Raw genomic sequence first — 17933 nt, forward strand, 5'->3', positions numbered from 1 at the left:
CTGCCTGCGGGTAATTTCACGGTCAGATGAAGGCGATTTTTTCGACCTGGTAGAATTTGTCGCCCGCCGGGACCGACACTTCCACATCCTCGCCCACCGTGCGGCCGATCAGCGCGCGGCCAAGCGGGCTGTTATAGGAAATCATGCCGAGCTTGGCATCCGCTTCAGCCTGACCCACGATCTGATATTTGACCGGCTTGTCATCCTCATCGAGCAAGGTGACGGTCGCGCCGAACACGATCTTGTCGCCCGACAGGCTCTTGGGATCGATGATCTGCGCGCGCGACAGCTTGTCCTCCAGATCGGAGATGGTCGCTTCGACCTGGCCCTGCCGTTCCTTGGCGGCGTGATATTCGGCATTTTCCGACAGATCGCCATGGGCGCGCGCCTCTTCGATGGCGTCGACAATCAATGGCCGTTCAGCCTTGAGTTCGCGGAGCTGCGTCATGAGCTTGTCATAGCCCATCTGCAACATCGGCATCTTCTCAACGGTCGCCATTATGCAAATCCTTCGTCAAAACTTCCCTTTGGCGGCGACCAACATGGTGCCACCCGCAGCGTGTGTCCTTGTGCAGGGGATCAGGCTTGCGACAGGGGATAATAGGACTGGAGCGACCGCACTTCAAGGGGATGGTCCCGTAAAGCCTCGATCGCGTCAGCGGCGGCGACGCTGGCGGCGGCGGTGGTGAAACTGGCAATCTTCGCCCGTAGAGCCGATGTGCGGATCGCCTTGCTGTCCTTGAGCGACTGCCAGCCTTCGGTGGTGTTGAAGATCAGCTGCACGTCGCCGTCGGTGATCCGGTCGACAATGTGCGGGCGGCCCTGCGCCACCTTGTTGACCGTTTCCACCGCCAGGCCATTATCGGCCAGGAATGTGGCGGTGCCGCCGGTCGCGATGATGCGGAAGCCCATGGCGGCCAGCTTCTTGGCAGCGGGCAGGATGACCTGCTTGTCACCATCCTTCAGCGAGATGAACACCGTGCCGCTGGTCGGCAACATGGTGCCAGCGCCGATCTGCGCCTTGGCAAAGGCGGTCGCGAAATCGCTATCGATTCCCATGACTTCGCCGGTGCTTTTCATTTCCGGTGAGAGGACCGGATCGACGCCGGGGAAGCGACCGAAGGGGAATACCGCTTCCTTGACCGCGACATGGTTGATGGCGTTGCGGTCGATCACGGGCAGGTTTTCGAGCATCTCGCCCGCCATCACCCGCGCCGCGATCTTGGCGATGGGGGTGCCGATCGCCTTGGCGACGAAGGGGACGGTGCGGCTGGCGCGCGGGTTGACCTCGATCAGGTAAACCGTGCCATCCTTGACCGCGAACTGGATGTTCATCAGGCCGCGGACCGACAGGGCGTGGGCCAATATTTCGGTCTGCCGTTCGATTTCCGCGATGATCTCATGGCTCAAACTATAGGGCGGCAGCGAGCAGGCGCTGTCGCCCGAATGGACGCCGGCTTCCTCGATATGCTGGAGCACGCCAGCCACCACGACATCGACGCCATCGCACAGCGCATCGACATCCACCTCGATCGCGTCGCGCAGATATTGGTCGATCAGCACGGGCGATTCGCCCGATACCAGCACGGCGGTGGTGATATATTCTTCCAGTTGCGCCTGCCCGTCGACAATCTCCATCGCCCGGCCACCCAGCACATAGCTGGGACGCATGAGGACAGGATAGCCGATGCGGTTGGCGACGGCGATCGCCTCCTCCCGGCTGCGGGCAATGCCATTGTCTGGCTGGCGCAGCTTGAGCTTGTCGATCAGCGCGGCGAAACGCTCACGATCTTCGGCCAGGTCGATGGCGTCGGGCGACGTGCCAAGGATCGGGATGCCCGCATCCTCCAGCGCCTGTGCCAGCTTGAGCGGGGTCTGGCCGCCAAACTGGACGATGACGCCCTTCAACGTGCCGTTCGACTTTTCGATGTCGAGGATTTCCAGCACATCTTCCGCGGTCAGCGGCTCGAAATAGAGGCGGTCCGACGTGTCATAGTCGGTCGACACGGTTTCCGGGTTGCAGTTGACCATGATCGTCTCATAGCCGACGTCGCTCAGCGCGAAGCAGGCATGGACGCAGCAATAATCGAACTCGATCCCCTGCCCGATCCGGTTCGGTCCGCCGCCAAGGATCACGACTTTCTCGCGGTCGGTCGGGGCGGATTCATTCTCCGCCTCCCCGAAGATCGGCGCTTCATAGGTCGAATACATGTAGGGCGTTTTCGCCTCAAACTCGGCGGCGCAGGTGTCGATGCGCTTGAACACCGGGCGCACGCCCAGCTTGTGGCGCAGGGTGCGGACCTCATCTTCGGTCACGCCGCCGGTCATCGCCTTGACCGCATCGTGGATCAGGCCGGACCCGCGCGCAATGCCGCGTTCCATGCCGCGCAGATTGGCGGATTTGAGAGCGAGATAGGCGAGGCGCTTGTCGGAAAAGCCCATGGATTTGAGGCGACGCATCCCGTCCGCATCGCGCGGCAGGCCGTTTTCGATGACTTCGCCTTCCGCCTCGACAATTTCCTTGATCCGTTCCAGGAACCAGGGGTCGAACTTGGCGATAGCGTGGATTTCCGCGACGGTCAGCCCTTCGCGCAGCGCCTGCGCCGCGACCAGCAGCCGGTCGGGCGTGGGCTGAGACAAGGCCGCGATGATGTCGTCCTTGGGCGCGCCGACCAGATGATCGACATCGTTGAAACCGCACAGCCCGGTTTCCAGACCACGCAGCGCCTTCTGCATCGATTCATGGATGTTGCGGCCGATCGCCATGACTTCGCCGACCGATTTCATCGCGGTGCCGAGCAGCGGCTCTGCGCCCTTGAACTTCTCGAACGCAAAGCGCGGGATCTTGGTCACGACATAGTCGATGGTCGGCTCGAAGCTGGCAGGCGTCGCGCCGGTAATGTCGTTGGTGATCTCGTCCAGCGTGTAGCCCACGGCCAGCTTGGCCGCGACCTTGGCGATCGGGAAGCCGGTCGCCTTGGACGCCAGCGCCGAGGAGCGCGAGACGCGCGGGTTCATCTCGATCACGATCAGGCGGCCATCCTTTGGATTGACCGCGAACTGTACGTTGGAACCGCCTGTTTCAACGCCGATTTCACGCAGCACCGCAATGGATGCGTTGCGCATGATCTGATATTCCTTGTCGGTCAGCGTCAGCGCGGGGGCGACGGTGATGCTGTCCCCGGTATGGACGCCCATCGGATCGACATTTTCGATCGAGCAGATGATGATGCAATTGTCCGCCCGGTCGCGGACCACCTCCATCTCATATTCTTTCCAGCCGAGCAGCGATTCCTCGATCAGCACTTCGGTGGTGGGCGAAGCGTCCAGGCCACCGCGCACGATGGTCATGAACTCGTCGCGATTATAGGCGATGCCGCCGCCGGTGCCGCCCATGGTGAAGCTGGGGCGGATGATGGAAGGCAGGCCGGTGAACTCCAGCGCCTCCAGCGCCTCCTCCATGGAGTGGGCGATGCGCGAACGGGCGGATTCCAGGCCGATCTTGTCCATGGCGTCGCGGAACTTGATCCGGTCCTCCGCCTTGTCGATGGCTTCGGCGTCCGCGCCGATCATCTGGACGCCGTACTTCTCCAGCGTGCCGTCATTGAACAGGGCCAGCGCGGTGTTGAGCGCGGTCTGGCCGCCCATCGTCGGCAGCACCGCGTCCGGCCGCTCCTTCTCGATGATCTTCGCCACGATTTCGGGCGTGATCGGCTCGACATAGGTGGCGTCGGCAAATTCCGGGTCGGTCATGATCGTGGCCGGATTGCTGTTGACCAGGATGATGCGATAGCCCTCCTCTTTCAACGCCTTCACCGCCTGCGTGCCCGAATAATCGAACTCGCACGCCTGGCCGATGATGATCGGCCCAGCGCCGATAATGAGGATGGAGGAGATGTCTGTACGCTTAGGCATGGTTGCTCCAGACCTTCTCCCTTGAGGGAGAAGGATATGCAGGCTTGGCGGCGAAGCCGCTTAGCCGAAGTTGGATGAGGGTGCAGGGGCGTCCGTCAAATTGACGGCGATGCCCCCTCACCCTATCCCTCTCCCCGGCGGGGAAAGGGGACTTATGGTCGAAAAGCGATTGACCGGCATGGCGCGCAAACTGCGCAGCGACCCGACCGAGGCGGAAAAAACGTTGTGGGCGCGATTGCGCGCCGGGCAGGTCGACGGATGCAAATTCGTCCGACAGTTTCCGATCGGCGCGCATGTCGCCGACTTCGCATGTCGCAGCGCGAAGCTGGTCATCGAACTGGATGGTGGACAACACGCGACCAGCGACACCGACGCGGCGCGAACCCGCGCAATCGAAGCGCATGGCTATCGGGTGGTGCGGTTCTGGAACCATGATGTGCTGTTCAACATGGACGGCGTGCTGGAAAGTATCCGATCCGAACTGCGGCTCTCCCGAAACCTTCTCCCTTAAAAAGCCCTCCCCCTTGAGGGGGAGGGTTGGGTGGGGGTGTGCGGCGTCAATTGCATGTCCCATCAGCGCCGATCCCCCTCACCCCAACCCTCTCCCCGCCGGGGAGAGGGAGTCCGAGCGTGTCCAGCACCGATGCTGAGGGTGGTGGAAATGTCGGTGCGTTTGGGCATTAATTCAGCCATGAGATTATGAGTTTCAGGATTGTTTTTGCGGCTTCAGTCACAGTGGTTTCGCCTGCTTTTTTGGCGATCCATCCAAGCGTACTTTTGGCTTGAGAAAGGACTGCGCTAGCTCGCACGCGAGTTTTAGAAAGTAAGTTTCTTAGTGCGCCGATCTCGGCTGAAGCTGCTACCCGATCTTCTGGAAGCAAGTCACCCACATCATTCGCAGTAAGAATATCTTGCTCAAGCGACGTTAAATTCTCAACTATTTCTGCTACTTCTGGCTGATTGTGGTCAAATTCGACAATTCGATCAGACGCGGGTGCCTTATCTTTTATATCGAAAGTCACTCCCACCCAATCTTCGTGAAAAGACTCGAATTCCCCATCCCGAAACAGCGCAGGGGCAGACTCCTCCTCTTCGCTTAATCGTTGCTCGATAAGTTCTACGCCCTCGTCAGTGAGCATAAAATGCCTTATCTCGAAGTGAGGACGATCACTATCGAAAGGGTCTCGAACTAGTTCCCTTTCAAGCAAACTATTCAGTGCGAGGCGAAGCTGTGGCGGATTCGCGAAACTGCCGAGCCCTTCTAGAATTTGTTTTTCGTCACAAATGGTAAATCCATCGACCATCGCGGTACGATAAATGACGTAGAGCGCAAGCTCTCTATACTCCCTGGTGCGCAGCACTTTCATGGGTTGACAGTCATCAATGCACCGCCCCCGTCCGAGCCTCACACCCCCAGCCGTCATATTCGACGCCGCACAATATCTCGATCTGGAGGCACTTCTTGGTCAGCGCGCGGATAGACGCCTCATCCACTGCCTGTTCGCATTCCAGGAACAGGAACAGGTCGCCATCCTCATCTTCTTCGCGGTCGAGTTCGACCATGCCGAACTGGCTGGCGATTTCCAGGACGCGGTCGAAATCCTTGTCATTGCCCTTGAAGCTGACGTCCACGGCGCGCGGGATCATCGCCTTGTCGCCATTGGCGGCGAGGTTGGCGAGGACTTCGCGGTCCGCTTCCCATTCGGCGGCCAGCCGCGCTTCATCGACGGGGGGCAGCTTGATGCTCATGCCGCCACCGCTTTTTTCAGGCCATCGACGAAGCGCTGGAACAGGTAGAAACTGTCCTGCGGGCCGGGCGAGGCTTCGGGGTGATATTGGACCGAGAAGGCGTTTTTGTCGGTCAGCGCAATGCCGCAATTGCTGCCGTCGAACAGCGAGATGTGGGTGGAGCGCACATTGGCGGGGAGCGTAGCGGCATCGACCGCAAAGCCATGGTTCATGCTGGTAATCTCGACCAGCCCGTCCTCCAGCCGCTTGACCGGATGGTTCGCGCCACGATGGCCCTGATGCATCTTGATGGTCTTTGCACCCACGGCAAGGCCGAGCAACTGGTGGCCAAGGCAGATGCCGAACACGGGAATGTCCGCGTCCAGCACCTGCCGGATCACCGGCACGGCATAAACGCCGGTCGCGGCGGGATCGCCCGGACCGTTGGACAGGAACACACCGTCGGGGCCGAGGGCCGACACCTGATCGAAGGTCGCAGTGGCGGGCAGCACGGTGACGCGCGCGCCGGCCTTTACCAGATTGCGGAAGATATTGTTCTTCGCGCCATAGTCGATGGCAACGACATGGGGGCGGCTATCATCCCCCTCCCGCTTGCGGGAGGGGTTAGGGGAGGGCATGTCCGGGGTGTCGGCTGTAACAGCCCCTCCCCCGACCCCTCCCGCAAGCGGGAGGGGAGAAGAATAGCCCACGCCCAGCGTCCATGGTCCGCCTTCCCACAACCGGCTGTCCTTGCCGGTGACTTCGATGGCGAGGTCCATGCCCTCCAGACCGGGCCAGGCTGCGGCCTTGGCGGCCAGCGCGGCAATGTCGAACGCGCCGTCGGGATCATGGGCGATGACGATGTTGGGCGCGCCCTTTTCGCGGATCATGCGGGTCAGCGCGCGGGTATCGACCCCCGACAGGCCGATGCGGCCATGGTCGCGCATCCAGTCGTCGAATGGCTGGACGTTGCGGAAATTGCTCGGCTCCGTCACGTCCTGCCGCACGACGCAGCCAAGCGCGAAGGGGGTGTCCGCCTCGACATCGTCGGCATTGGTGCCGACATTGCCTATATGGGGGAAGGTGAAGGTCACGACCTGGCCCGCATAGCTGGGGTCGGTCATGATTTCCTGATAGCCGGTGATCGCAGTGTTGAAGCAGAGTTCGCCCACCGCTTCGCCCACAGCGCCAAAACCACGGCCGAATACGGCGGAACCATCGGCAAAAACCAATACCCCTGTCGCTCCTTTAGGCACAATGAGGGTCTTGGCGTCAGCCATGGTCGGGTGGTCCTTTTTTGCTTTTGCGGGGTCCCGTCTGGTGCGGGTTAAACGGCCGGTCACCTATGCCTGTGCGGCGTCGCGGTCAACGCCTGTTAAAAATCTCTTTTGGCACTATATCTGCTCCTTTCCGAATAACGACAGGATTCGCTTCGCCATGATTCGCGATACCATCAAGAGCGCCCAGATCACAGCCATGAAGGCGGGCGACAAGGAACGCTTGGCCGCCGTGCGCCTGATCATGGCCAAGCTGAAGGACCGCGACATCGAACTGCGCGTGGCCAGCAACGTGCCGGACGACGATGTGGTGGTGGTCGAAGTGCTGCAAAAGATGGTCAAGCAGCGCCGCGAATCGATCGACATGTTCAAGAGCGGCGGGCGCGAGGAGTTGGCCGCCAAGGAACAGAGCGAGCTGGAAGTGATCGAAAGCTTCCTGCCGCAACAGCTGAGCGAGGACGAGACGAAAGCGGCGATCGAGGGCATCAAGGCCGAGGTCGGCGCGGCGAGCGTCAAGGATATGGGCAAGGTGATGGCAGTGCTGAAGGAACGGCACGGCCAGGTGATCGACATGAGCAAGGCCAGCGCGCTGGTGAAGGCGGCGCTTAGCTGAACTGAACTGGCGCTTGTGGTTCCCCTCCCGCTTGCGGGAGGGGTCAGGGGAGGGCATGTTTGACCCCAATGGACAAAGGCTATGCCCGCCCCACCGCAAGAGCGCGCGCCCTGCGCAACAATGCGACGGACGCCGAGCGCGTGCTGTGGCAGGCGATCAGCGCGCGCAAACTGTCCGGCATCCGGTTCAACCGCCAGGTGCCTGTCGGCCCTTTCATCTGCGACTTCGTGGCGCGATCCATTGGTCTGGTGATTGAGGTTGATGGCGGCCAGCATGACGATGCCGTTGATGCCGAACGGACGCGCTATATCGAAGCACAGGGATTTCGCGTCATTCGCTTTTGGAACAATGAAGTGTTGGGCAATTTGGACGGGGTGATCGAGGACATTATGCGCGTCTTGGCGGACATGCCCTCCCCCAACCCCTCCCGCAAGCGGGAGGGGAGTTAATTGTCACTAACCCCTGCCTTTCTCGACGAATTGCGTGCGCGCACGTCGCTGTCGACGCTGATCGGGCGCACCGTGAAGGTGCAGAAGGCGGGCCGCGAGTATAAGGCGTGCTGTCCGTTCCATAACGAGAAAACGCCCAGCTTCACGATCAATGACGAGAAGGGTTTTTACCACTGTTTCGGCTGCGGCGCGCATGGCGATGCTATCCGGTGGATGACGGACCAGCGCGGCCTGCCCTTCATGGAGGCGGTCAAGGAATTGGCGCAGGCGGCGGGGATGGATGTGCCTGCGCCCGATCCCCGCGCGGCACAGCGGGCGGAGGCGGCCAAGGGGCTGCATGATGCAATGGCGGCGGCGCAGGGCTTTTTCGAGGAGCAGCTGGGCGGGATCGACGGGGCGGAGGCTCGAAATTACCTGCAAAAACGCGGGATCAGCGATGCGACGCGGCGGACCTTCGGCTTTGGCTATTCGCCGGACTCACGCGGCAAGCTGAAAACCGCGCTGCGTGACTTTGGCGAGCCGATGCTCGTTGAAGCGGGCCTCCTGATCAACCCAGACGGTGCCGAGCCGGATGGCGGTAAAACCAAAAAGCGCGACACCTATGACCGTTTCCGCGGGCGACTGATGCTGCCGATCCGCGACATTCGCGGGCGGGTGATCGCGTTTGGCGGGCGGATTTTGGGCGCGGGGGAGCCGAAATATCTCAATTCCCCCGACACGCCTTTGTTCGACAAGGGGCGCACGCTCTACAATATCGACCGCGCCTCCCCCGCCAGCCGCAATACGGGGCGGGTGATCGTGGTCGAGGGGTATATGGACGTGATCGCGCTGGCCCAGGCGGGCTTTGCCGATGCGGTCGCGCCGCTGGGGACCGCGCTGACCGAGCATCAGATCGAGCGACTGTGGAAAATGGTCGAGGTGCCGATCCTGTGCTTCGATGGCGATTCGGCGGGGCAGAAGGCGGCGATCCGCGCGGCGATGCGCGCCCTGCCGCTGCTGCGCCCCGGCCACAGCCTGGCCTTTGCGACGCTACCCGCGGGCAAAGACCCCGACGATCTGATCCGCGCCGAAGGGCCAGCGGCGATGGACGCTGTGCTGAACGCCGCGCAGCCGCTGGTCGATCGGCTGTGGAGCCATGAACAGAGCGTCGCCCCGCTCGACACGCCGGAACAGAAAGCCGCGCTCAAGCAAAGGCTGGCCGCGATTACCGAGGCGATTGGCCATCCCGACGTGCGCGCCCATTATGCCCATGCGTTTCGCGAACGCTATGACGCGCTGTTTTTCGCTCGCCCCGCCTTCAACAGCGCCCCGCGCGGGCAAGGCGCCAACAATGCCGGGCGGTGGCAGCGCGACAAGAAGGGCAACTGGAAAGCGCCGATCGCCCCGGTCGGGCAGGAAGCGCGCGCGATCGGCGCAACCGGCATGGAACAGCGGCTGCTGCGCGCGATTCTGGCCAGTTTGCTGCGTCACCCGGAGCAGATTGTCCGCCACCGCGAGACGCTGGCGAGCCTGCATGTGGCCGATCGGGCGCTGGGTCAGCTGCTCGCCGCGATGATTGCTGCTTCCTTTCGCAAAGAAACAGTTGAAACTGATGGCCTCCTTACCATATTGGGGCCAGGTGAAGTGTATAATATGGCGAAGGGGATGCTTCGGGCCGACACGTTCACATTCACCCCCCACAGGATGATAACCGACGCCGATCGCGTGACCCGCGATCTGGAAGAGGCCATTCGGGTGATGGCGCAGGGACCGGAGCTGGACGCTGCGCTGGCGGAGGCGACGAGACGGGCGAGGGATGACCTCAACGAGGAAAGCTATGCCGAGCAGCAACGGGTCCATCGACTGAAAATGGACCATGAAAGCCGCCTGGCGGAACTGGCGCAGTCCGACGACATTGAATGAGATGGTCGTTCCGATATGGAACGAGGGATTTATATGATCGCTCCCGCAAGAGGGGGCGGCGGAGTTAAGGCGAATAGATGGCGACCAAGGCGAACAGCAAAAGTGCGGGTGCGGGCGATGGCGGGGATGAAGGCGGCGATGCCCCCCTGCTCGACCTCAACGAAGCCTCGGTCAAGAAGCTGCTCGCCCGTGCCAAGAAGCGCGGCTACATCACCTATGACGAGCTGAACAACGCCCTGCCGCAGGACCAGATGTCCTCCGAGCAGATCGAGGATGTCATGTCCGCGCTCAACGACATGGGCGTCAACATCGTCGAAAATGAAGAAGCCAGCGAGGATGGTGAGGACCAGCAGCGCGAGGATGATAATGACGACGCCAATGAGGCGGCGGAGGACGATGACGGCTCGCCCCGGCTGATCACCGAGAAGAAGAAGGAAACGGTCGATCGCACCGACGATCCCGTTCGCATGTATCTGCGCGAAATGGGCGCGGTGGAGCTGCTCAGCCGTGAGGGCGAAATCGCCATCGCCAAGCGGATCGAGGCCGGCCGCGACACCATGATCCTGGGGCTGTGCGAAAGCCCGACGACCTTCAACGCGATCATCGAATGGTCGACCGCGCTCAACAATGGCGAAATGCAGCTGCGCGAGATCCTCGATCTCGACGCGATGCTGTCCAAGGACCCAGCGCCTGAAAGCCTGGAGGAAGGCGCCGAGGATGACGATGGCGAGATAAGCGAAAAGACCGCTGGTCCGAGCTTCAAGGAAGAGGAGGAGCCTGAAGAGGAGTCTGCCGACGCCGACGAGGATGAGGACGGCAACGAACGCCGCCCCCGCCGGGTCGAAGAGGAAGAGGAGGAGGACAACACCCTCTCCCTTGCCCAGATGGAAGAAACGCTCAAGCCGATGGCGCTGGAGAAGTTTGCGACCATCACCGAGATTTTCCGCGCCTTTTCGAGCATCCAGGCCGCGCGCATGTTGGCCATGGGCAATGGCGACGCGCTGAGCCAGGCGGAAGAGGACAGCTATCACGAGCTGCGCGAAAGCCTGACCGCGCAGGTCGAAAGCGTGCAGTTCCACCAGCAGAAGATCGAATATCTGGTCGATCAGCTCTATGCCTATAACCGGCGCCTGACCGCGCTGGGCGGGCAGATGTTGCGTCTGGCCGAACGGCACAAGGTGCCGCGCAAGGACTTCCTCGACCGCTATGTGAACCATGAGCTGGACGATGGCTGGATGGACCGGGTCGCGGGCCTCGACAAGAAATGGACCGCCTTCGTCGCTGCCGAAGGGCGCGCGGTGGAACGCATCCGCACTGAAGTCAGCGAAATCGCGCAGGCGACCGGCATGTCGCTCAGCGAATTCCGCCGCATCGTCAACATGGTGCAGAAGGGCGAGCGCGAGGCGCGGATCGCCAAGAAGGAAATGGTCGAGGCGAACCTGCGCCTGGTCATTTCCATCGCTAAAAAATATACGAACCGTGGCCTGCAATTCCTTGATCTTATTCAGGAAGGCAATATCGGCCTGATGAAGGCGGTCGATAAGTTCGAATATCGCCGCGGCTACAAGTTCAGCACCTATGCGACCTGGTGGATCCGGCAGGCGATCACCCGATCGATCGCCGATCAGGCCCGCACGATCCGTATCCCGGTCCACATGATCGAAACGATCAACAAGCTGGTGCGCACCAGCCGCCAGTTCCTGCACGAGCAGGGCCGCGAACCGACCCCGGAGGAGATGGCCGAGCGCCTCTCCATGCCGCTGGAGAAGGTGCGCAAGGTGATGAAGATCGCCAAGGAGCCGATCTCCCTCGAAACGCCGATCGGCGACGAGGAGGACAGCCATCTGGGCGACTTCATCGAGGACAAGAATGCAATCATCCCGGTGGACGCGGCCATTCAGGCAAACCTGAAGGAAACCGTCACCCGCGTGCTGGCGTCGCTGACGCCGCGCGAGGAGCGCGTCCTTCGTATGCGCTTTGGTATCGGCATGAACACCGACCATACGCTGGAGGAAGTGGGCCAGCAGTTCAGCGTGACCCGCGAACGTATCCGCCAGATCGAGGCGAAAGCGCTGCGCAAGCTCAAGCATCCGAGCCGCAGCCGCAAGATGCGCAGTTTCCTCGACCAGTAAGCTGCTGCTTATCGGTGTTTATCAAAGGGCGGTCTGCACAGGCCGCCCTTTTTTATGGCGATGATATTTCTTGCTGACCCGCCACCAAAAATCCTCCCCTGCAAGGGGAGGGGGACCGTTTGCGTAGCAAATGGTGGAGGGGTGTTACCCTATCGAGACGGCGACACCCCTCCGTCTGGCCTACGGCCAGCCACCTCCCCCGCCGGGGGAGGATGAACGCTGTTCAAAACGCCAATAACTATTTTGCGAACGACATAGCCGCCCTTTTTTCTCGTCCGTAAACCGCTCCTTTACCCCGTTGCCCTAGCTTGACCGTCAAATCCCCGCTGGCGGACCGGGGTTGATAGGGAATGGCATATGAGCGAAGCGGCACCACGCTATCAATTTGGCGATATATCGCGGATATTGGAGGCGCTGGTCGCTGCCGATGGCACGGCGGCTCATGCCTATGCCAATCGGGCGGGCGCCAGCGTGGCGCGCGATTCGCTGCTGTCGCTCGGCGACCTTGCCGATGGCGCTTATTATCTGTGTCTGCTCCATGGCCGCCATCCCGGCGTGATCGATCATGCTGCCACCCGATCGGCCGACAATGCCGCCCGTGCCTGGTTGATCGAAGCTGCCGATTCCTTTGCCACCGAACGTGCCTATCTGACCCAGGTTTCCGTCGCCGTCGGCCCTGCCCCCAGCACGGCGGGCCAGGCCGATTGCGAAACCACCGTCGGGCAGCAACGCCATGCGCTCGACATGCTCGCCCAGTCCGACCGGCGCGGCTGCGCCATGGGCGCGGCGATGGCGCTGGTGCTGGACTGGCGCGCAGTGCGCCATATCCTGGACATGGCGGCGATCCGCGCGGGGCTGGAGCCGCATCGCTGCACCCTGCCCGACCGCGCCGCCACGCTGGAGGTCGCGCGCGCGATCGGCGGCGATGAAGTGGTTGACCGGGCGATCCAGTTTGGCGCGCGCCAGTTGCTGAACCAGCATCGCGGCCTGTGGGATCTGCTCGCCGCCCGCGCCGACGTGCGCGCACGCCAGCTCTGACCCCTCACCGATAACGCCAGCGCGGCTTGCGTCCCTGCCCCGCTTTGCCTAGTCCGAAAGCAGGACAGCAAGGCGGACCAAAAATATGCGTTTCGAAGGCACCCAGGATTATGTCGCCACCGACGACCTGAAAGTCGCGGTCAATGCCGCGGTGCTGCTGCGCCGCCCGTTGCTGGTGAAGGGGGAGCCGGGGACCGGCAAGACCGTGCTGGCGCAGGAGATTGCGACGGCGCTCGGCGCGCCGCTGATCGAATGGAACGTCAAGTCCACGACCAAAGCGCATCAGGGCCTGTATGAATATGACGCCGTCGCCCGGCTACGCGATGGCCAGTTGGGCGACGAGCGCGTCCACGACATTTCCAACTATATCCGCAAGGGCAAGCTGTGGGAGGCGTTCACCTGCCCCACTTTGCCCGTGCTGCTGATCGACGAGATCGACAAGGCCGACATCGAATTTCCCAACGACCTGTTGCAGGAACTCGATCGCATGGCGTTCCATGTGTACGAGACGGGCGAGACGATCGCGGCGAAGGATCGCCCCATCGTCATCATCACGTCGAACAATGAGAAGGAATTGCCCGACGCCTTCCTGCGTCGCTGCTTCTTCCACTATATCAAATTCCCCGATCGCGAGACGATGCAGGCGATTGTCGACGTGCATTTCCCCGGCATCCAGAAAATCCTGGTCAGCAAGGCGATGGATATTTTCTACGAGATCCGCGATGTGCCGGGCCTGAAGAAAAAGCCCAGCACCAGCGAGTTGCTCGACTGGCTCAAGCTGCTGCTGAATGAAGATATGCCGCTCGACGTCCTTCAGAATAGCGACCCGACCAAGGCGATCCCGCCGCTGCACGGCGCGCTGCTTAAAAATGAGCAGGATGTGATGATGTTCGAGCGGCTGGCCTTCATGGCCCGGCGACAGGGGCGCTGACGATGGCGCATGAAGGCGGATGTCTGTGCGGTGCCGTCCGCATCACGATCGACGCGGAACCGATGGCGGCGCGCCAATGCTGGTGCCGCCTGTGCCAATATCTGGGCGCGGGATCGGGCACGGTGAATGTCGTTTTTCCCACCGATGCCGTAACGATAACGGGCGAGGTCCGCTGGCACGCCAGCACCGCCGACAGCGGCAATGCGATGCGGCGCGGCTTTTGCCCGCAATGCGGCACGCCTATTTTCAGCCTGGCCGAATCGCGCCCGCACCAGACGATCATCCGGGCCGGTGCGCTGGACGATCCGGGGCTGATCGGGCCGCAGGCGGTGATCTGGACACAGGCCGCGCCGCACTGGGCGTTGCACGACCCCGACCTGCCCCATTATCCGGCGCAAATCCCGCTTACGACGTAAAAGGCGCTTGCGCGCACGCGCTTTGTCTGTAGCCTTTCCTTCACATTCAAGACCGCGCCAAGACGGTCTGGATCTGGAGAAGGATGCCGATGCCCAAGCGCGCCCTCACTATATTTTCCGTCGCCCTCTGCCTCGCAGTGCCTTCATTGGCGCGCGCGGCGGATGAGGCGGAGGCCTGGACGCCTACCGAAACCGCGATCCGCGCCACCACGGCAGGGATCAGCCTGCCGCAGACGATCGCCAGCCTGTCGCTGACCAAGAGCGGCGAGGCTTCCAATGGCGGGCGGGCGGTGGACAATTATGCGCAATATCTCTCAGACGATGGCGCGATCCAGGCGACGCTCTACGTCTATCTGCCAACCTATGCCGACGCATCGCTGGCTGCTTACATGACCGACAAGGCGATCATGGAGCGGTTCGGATCGCGCACGCGGCGCACCGCCTATGCCAGCGCGCCGGTCGCGGGCAAGGCCGACAGCGCGATTCGCGCGGTGTATGACGATGCCGCCGATGGCGCGCTGACGACCGCGGCGGGCTTCGTCCATGCCGGGCGCTGGATCGTCAAGATCCGCGTGACCGGGCCGACCGAACGCCGTGCCGAGGTGCTGGCCGGGCTGGACGGGATGCTGGCAGGGCTGGCAGTGGACGATCCGGCGTCTTTGCACGCGACCGGGCCTGCCAAGTTCGATAGCTGTCCCGTAGCCGACACCCATGATGCGCGCCTGACGAAGGACGACGCTGCTACCGCCGCCCCGCAGGATGTGCGCATCCCGCGCGAGGGCAAGGATGCCCTGTGCGTGCGCGGATCAGTGACCACCGCCGACGGTAGCTATGACATGCTCCAGCAGGCCGGGCGCAGCGACGGCGCGATCATCGTGCCGGTGGATGACAGTGGCACGGTGCTGGCGTTCGATCCGGCGGCGCAGGGCAAGGGCTATAAGCTCTCGATCCATATGGTCGGGCAGACCGACCTCTATGGCGTCTATGATCGCGTCCCCAGCCCGCGCCAGATCGCCGCGATCCTGGACGGCAAGGATCCGCAGACCGCCAAGGCCGAGGCGACCGCCGCCTATGCCGCCAATGGCGTCGTCACGATGGTGCGGCACTGACGCGCGCCATCAGGCTTGCGCGGCGATCCATTGACGGGTCGTCGCCAGCATCCGCGCGGCACGGGCGTTAAGATCGGGATAGGCGTCGCGCAACGCTTTCGATCGTTCTTCTATCGCGATCGGGATACCCGGCGGCAACGCTTCGTAGAGCGCCGATAGCGGTAGGCCGCCCGCCCCCATAGCCATACGACCGTCGATAGCTTCGGTCAGGATCGCGGCGAGATCGTTCGGGTCCGCACCGGGATCGGGGGCGTCACAGAGCTGGACATAGCTGAGCCAGCTCGGCGGCACGGCGGCAATCTCCGCCAGCGTGCCACCCGACCGCCGCCAGTGCAGCGCGTCGATCAGCAGCGCCATGGCGGGATGGTCGATCCGGCGCAGGATGGCGCAGGCCTGTGCGATCGTCCTGACCTGCGTGAACAGGCCGAATTCCAGATTGATGCGCAGGCCGTCGCCCGCCTGCTCCGCCAAGGCGGCCAGTTTCGCAGCCGTCGCGCCGGCATCGGGATCGCTGCTGACGCACAGGACGTTACGCGCGCCCAGTTCCAGCGCGGCATCGACCAGCCGGGCATGGTCGGGATCGGGCGGACCGGGCTTGATCCACACCACTTCCATGTCGAGCAGCGGCAGGCCGGTGTCGCGCAATGCAGCCCGCACCGCGCGCGTCGTCGCCGGGGTCCAGGTCGCCGCATCACACCACATGCCGCCATAGTCGAAGCCCGCCCGCGCCGCCGCCTCCACCAGTTGCAGCGGGGTCGCTTCGGGCATGATGCCCGACGCCATGGCGATCGGGTTGCGCCTCACCCCGCGGCCATGGCGGCGGCGACCGATGCCTCTATATCCGCCTTGCTCGGATTGGCGCGCAGGGTCAGGCCGCCGCTCACCTGGAGATTCTGGCCGGTCATGAAACATTCGTCGCTGGCCAGAAATACGCAGCTGGCCGCAATATCTGCCGATGTGCCGTAGCGCCCCAGCGGATAGCCTTTTTTGAACGCTTCCATCAGGCCCGGCACGGCGGCGGCATCAGCGGTCATCGGGGTTTCGGTGAGGCCGGGCGACACGCTGTTGGCGCGGATGCCCAGATGGCCAAATTCATTGGCGACGGTGCGGATCATGTGATCGGTCCCGGCCTTGGTCGCCATATAGGCGGCATGATCGTGGAACATGATCGTTGCGGTGGCAGAGCTGATCTGGATGATCGACCCGCCGCCGCGCCGCTCCATCACCGGGATCAGCGCCTGCGCCAGCTGGAACGGGCCGCGCAGTTGCAGCGCATACATGGCGTCCAGTTCGTCCTGCGTCGTTTCGAGGAAAGGCTTGAGCAGACCCCAGCCGGTGGCGTTGACGGCAATGTCGATGCCGCTCAGCGCCTGTTCGGCGGCATCGACCATGGCGAAGATACTGGCGCGATCGGTCATGTCTCCGGGAATGGCGACGCCGCCAATCTCGTCGGCCAGAGACTGCATGGCGTCGATCCTGCGCCCGGCCAGGGCGACGCGCGCGCCTTCGGCAGCGAAGCGGCGGGCGATGATCTGGCCCATATTATCCTTGCCAGCCGCGCCGACCACCAATGCCGTCTTGCCTTGCAGACGCGCCATATCATCCTCCCTCATCAGCCGTCCGGCACGCCGCGACGGCCGGGTCATTATGCCGTAGATGAAGGGATTAGGGCCGTGGGCCAACTCGGCTTTGTGCTAGGCGTCCGCGCCCAGACCCGTGAAGCCCGCCGCGACGAAATCGACCAGCCGGTCGACCATGGCGTCCAGATCGCTGGAGCTGAAACGCCCGCCCGATTGGCGGTCGAGCATCCCGCTTTCGACCAAAATGTGCGTGGTCATCGCCTGAAAGAAGAAGAAGCACCAATGGACGTCGCCTTCATCCATTTCCGGGTGAAGCGCGTGGAGGGCGTGGACATAGGCCGCGATCAGATCGTCGAAATGCTGGCGGAAGGGAGACACGAACGCCTCCCCCTGCGGCAGGTTCGCGACAAGGGCCATCAGCCGGATATAATTTTTCCATCCCGGCCCGCCGCGCATCGATCGATCGACGATCGGGGTGATGAAGGCGCGGATGATGGCGCGGCGGCGGTCGGTGCGACTGCCATCCAGCGTCACCGCCTGCGCCAGTGATTGCGCCATGCCGTCGGCATGTTCGTCCGCCCGGCGATCGATCACGGCGCGGAACAGATCATCCTTCGACCCGAAATGATAATGGGTCAGCGCGACCTGAACCCCCGCCTCGGTGGCGATGTCGCGCAGCGAGACGCCGTAGAAACCGCGCTGCGAAAAGAGCGACTCGGCGGCGTCGAGGATACGGGCTGCGGTCTCCGGCGCACGGCGGCGGTCGGGCTTTGGCGTCGCCTTTGCGCCTGTTTCGGCACCTGACGTTTCCGCTAGTTTTAACGTATTTCCGCCCATTTCAGA

General features: G+C 62.8%; 17 protein-coding genes. 9 read left to right on the forward strand and 8 right to left on the reverse strand.

Features of this window, described 5'->3' with window-relative positions; translation table 11 throughout:
* Window positions 1–22: 22 nt before the first annotated feature.
* On the reverse strand, window positions 23–499 hold the full coding sequence (greA, locus tag ACODR8_RS04275; protein WP_006963282.1) for a transcription elongation factor GreA: 477 nt from the start codon (window positions 497–499) through the stop codon (window positions 23–25).
* An 80-nt stretch (window positions 500–579) separates the two neighbouring features.
* On the reverse strand, window positions 580–3915 hold the full coding sequence (gene carB, locus ACODR8_RS04280) for a carbamoyl-phosphate synthase large subunit (RefSeq protein ID WP_489006092.1): 3336 nt from the start codon (window positions 3913–3915) through the stop codon (window positions 580–582).
* Window positions 3916–4093: 178 nt separating this feature from the next.
* On the opposite strand from carB, the gene ACODR8_RS04285 reads away from it, so the two are divergent.
* Window positions 4094–4426 carry an endonuclease domain-containing protein gene (locus ACODR8_RS04285; RefSeq protein WP_489006093.1) on the forward strand — a complete coding sequence of 111 codons (333 nt, stop codon included), beginning with the start codon at window positions 4094–4096 and terminating at the stop codon, window positions 4424–4426.
* Between the two features lie 169 nt (window positions 4427–4595).
* On the opposite strand, the gene ACODR8_RS04290 is transcribed toward ACODR8_RS04285, so the two are convergent.
* The 3 genes from ACODR8_RS04290 to carA are packed head-to-tail and all read right to left on the reverse strand — an operon-like array spanning window position 4596 to window position 6923.
* Window positions 4596–5282 carry a hypothetical protein gene (locus ACODR8_RS04290; protein ID WP_489006094.1) on the reverse strand — a complete coding sequence of 229 codons (687 nt, stop codon included), beginning with the start codon at window positions 5280–5282 and terminating at the stop codon, window positions 4596–4598.
* A 13-nt stretch (window positions 5283–5295) separates the two neighbouring features.
* A complete protein-coding gene (locus ACODR8_RS04295; protein ID WP_006963288.1) occupies window positions 5296–5664 on the reverse strand; it encodes a ribonuclease E inhibitor RraB in 369 nt (122 codons plus the stop codon).
* Entirely contained in the window at window positions 5661–6923 is a 1263-nt protein-coding gene (carA, locus tag ACODR8_RS04300; RefSeq protein WP_489006095.1) for a glutamine-hydrolyzing carbamoyl-phosphate synthase small subunit, read from the reverse strand. Before carA ends, ACODR8_RS04295 begins: the two co-directional genes overlap by 4 nt.
* Before the next feature lie 157 nt (window positions 6924–7080).
* On the opposite strand from carA, the gene ACODR8_RS04305 reads away from it, so the two are divergent.
* From ACODR8_RS04305 to ACODR8_RS04340, 8 genes are all read left to right on the forward strand, one after another.
* Window positions 7081–7533 carry a GatB/YqeY domain-containing protein gene (locus tag ACODR8_RS04305; RefSeq protein ID WP_489006096.1) on the forward strand — a complete coding sequence of 151 codons (453 nt, stop codon included), beginning with the start codon at window positions 7081–7083 and terminating at the stop codon, window positions 7531–7533.
* A 68-nt stretch (window positions 7534–7601) separates the two neighbouring features.
* The gene (locus ACODR8_RS04310) at window positions 7602–7982 is read left to right on the forward strand and encodes an endonuclease domain-containing protein (protein WP_489006097.1); all 381 of its coding nucleotides are present in this window, start codon (window positions 7602–7604) and stop codon (window positions 7980–7982) included.
* A complete protein-coding gene (gene dnaG / locus ACODR8_RS04315; protein WP_489006098.1) occupies window positions 7983–9884 on the forward strand; it encodes a DNA primase in 1902 nt (633 codons plus the stop codon).
* A gap of 77 nt (window positions 9885–9961) precedes the next feature.
* Window positions 9962–12016 carry an RNA polymerase sigma factor RpoD gene (rpoD, locus tag ACODR8_RS04320; RefSeq protein ID WP_489006099.1) on the forward strand — a complete coding sequence of 685 codons (2055 nt, stop codon included), beginning with the start codon at window positions 9962–9964 and terminating at the stop codon, window positions 12014–12016.
* 357 nt (window positions 12017–12373) lie between these two features.
* Window positions 12374–13054 carry a DUF6975 family protein gene (locus ACODR8_RS04325; RefSeq protein ID WP_489006100.1) on the forward strand — a complete coding sequence of 227 codons (681 nt, stop codon included), beginning with the start codon at window positions 12374–12376 and terminating at the stop codon, window positions 13052–13054.
* Between the two features lie 85 nt (window positions 13055–13139).
* The gene (locus tag ACODR8_RS04330; protein ID WP_119744298.1) at window positions 13140–13985 is read left to right on the forward strand and encodes an AAA family ATPase; all 846 of its coding nucleotides are present in this window, start codon (window positions 13140–13142) and stop codon (window positions 13983–13985) included.
* 2 nt (window positions 13986–13987) lie between these two features.
* Window positions 13988–14401, forward strand: a complete 414-nt coding sequence (locus ACODR8_RS04335; RefSeq protein WP_489006101.1) for a GFA family protein — start codon at window positions 13988–13990, stop codon at window positions 14399–14401.
* 89 nt (window positions 14402–14490) lie between these two features.
* Entirely contained in the window at window positions 14491–15510 is a 1020-nt protein-coding gene (locus ACODR8_RS04340; RefSeq protein WP_489006102.1) for a hypothetical protein, read from the forward strand.
* Window positions 15511–15519: 9 nt separating this feature from the next.
* On the opposite strand, the gene ACODR8_RS04345 is transcribed toward ACODR8_RS04340, so the two are convergent.
* The 3 genes from ACODR8_RS04345 to ACODR8_RS04355 all read right to left on the reverse strand — a co-directional run bounded on the left by ACODR8_RS04345 (window position 15520) and on the right by ACODR8_RS04355 (window position 17927).
* On the reverse strand, window positions 15520–16314 hold the full coding sequence (locus tag ACODR8_RS04345; protein ID WP_489006103.1) for a sugar phosphate isomerase/epimerase family protein: 795 nt from the start codon (window positions 16312–16314) through the stop codon (window positions 15520–15522).
* Window positions 16311–17108: an SDR family NAD(P)-dependent oxidoreductase gene (locus tag ACODR8_RS04350; protein WP_489006104.1), complete on the reverse strand. Its 798-nt coding sequence runs from the start codon at window positions 17106–17108 to the stop codon at window positions 16311–16313. The genes ACODR8_RS04345 and ACODR8_RS04350 overlap by 4 nt, the downstream gene beginning before the upstream one ends.
* A gap of 96 nt (window positions 17109–17204) precedes the next feature.
* Window positions 17205–17927 carry a TetR/AcrR family transcriptional regulator gene (locus ACODR8_RS04355; RefSeq protein WP_489006105.1) on the reverse strand — a complete coding sequence of 241 codons (723 nt, stop codon included), beginning with the start codon at window positions 17925–17927 and terminating at the stop codon, window positions 17205–17207.
* Between the last annotated feature and the right edge of the window lie 6 nt (window positions 17928–17933).

This window comes from Sphingobium sp. FG58 (genome assembly GCF_057809055.1).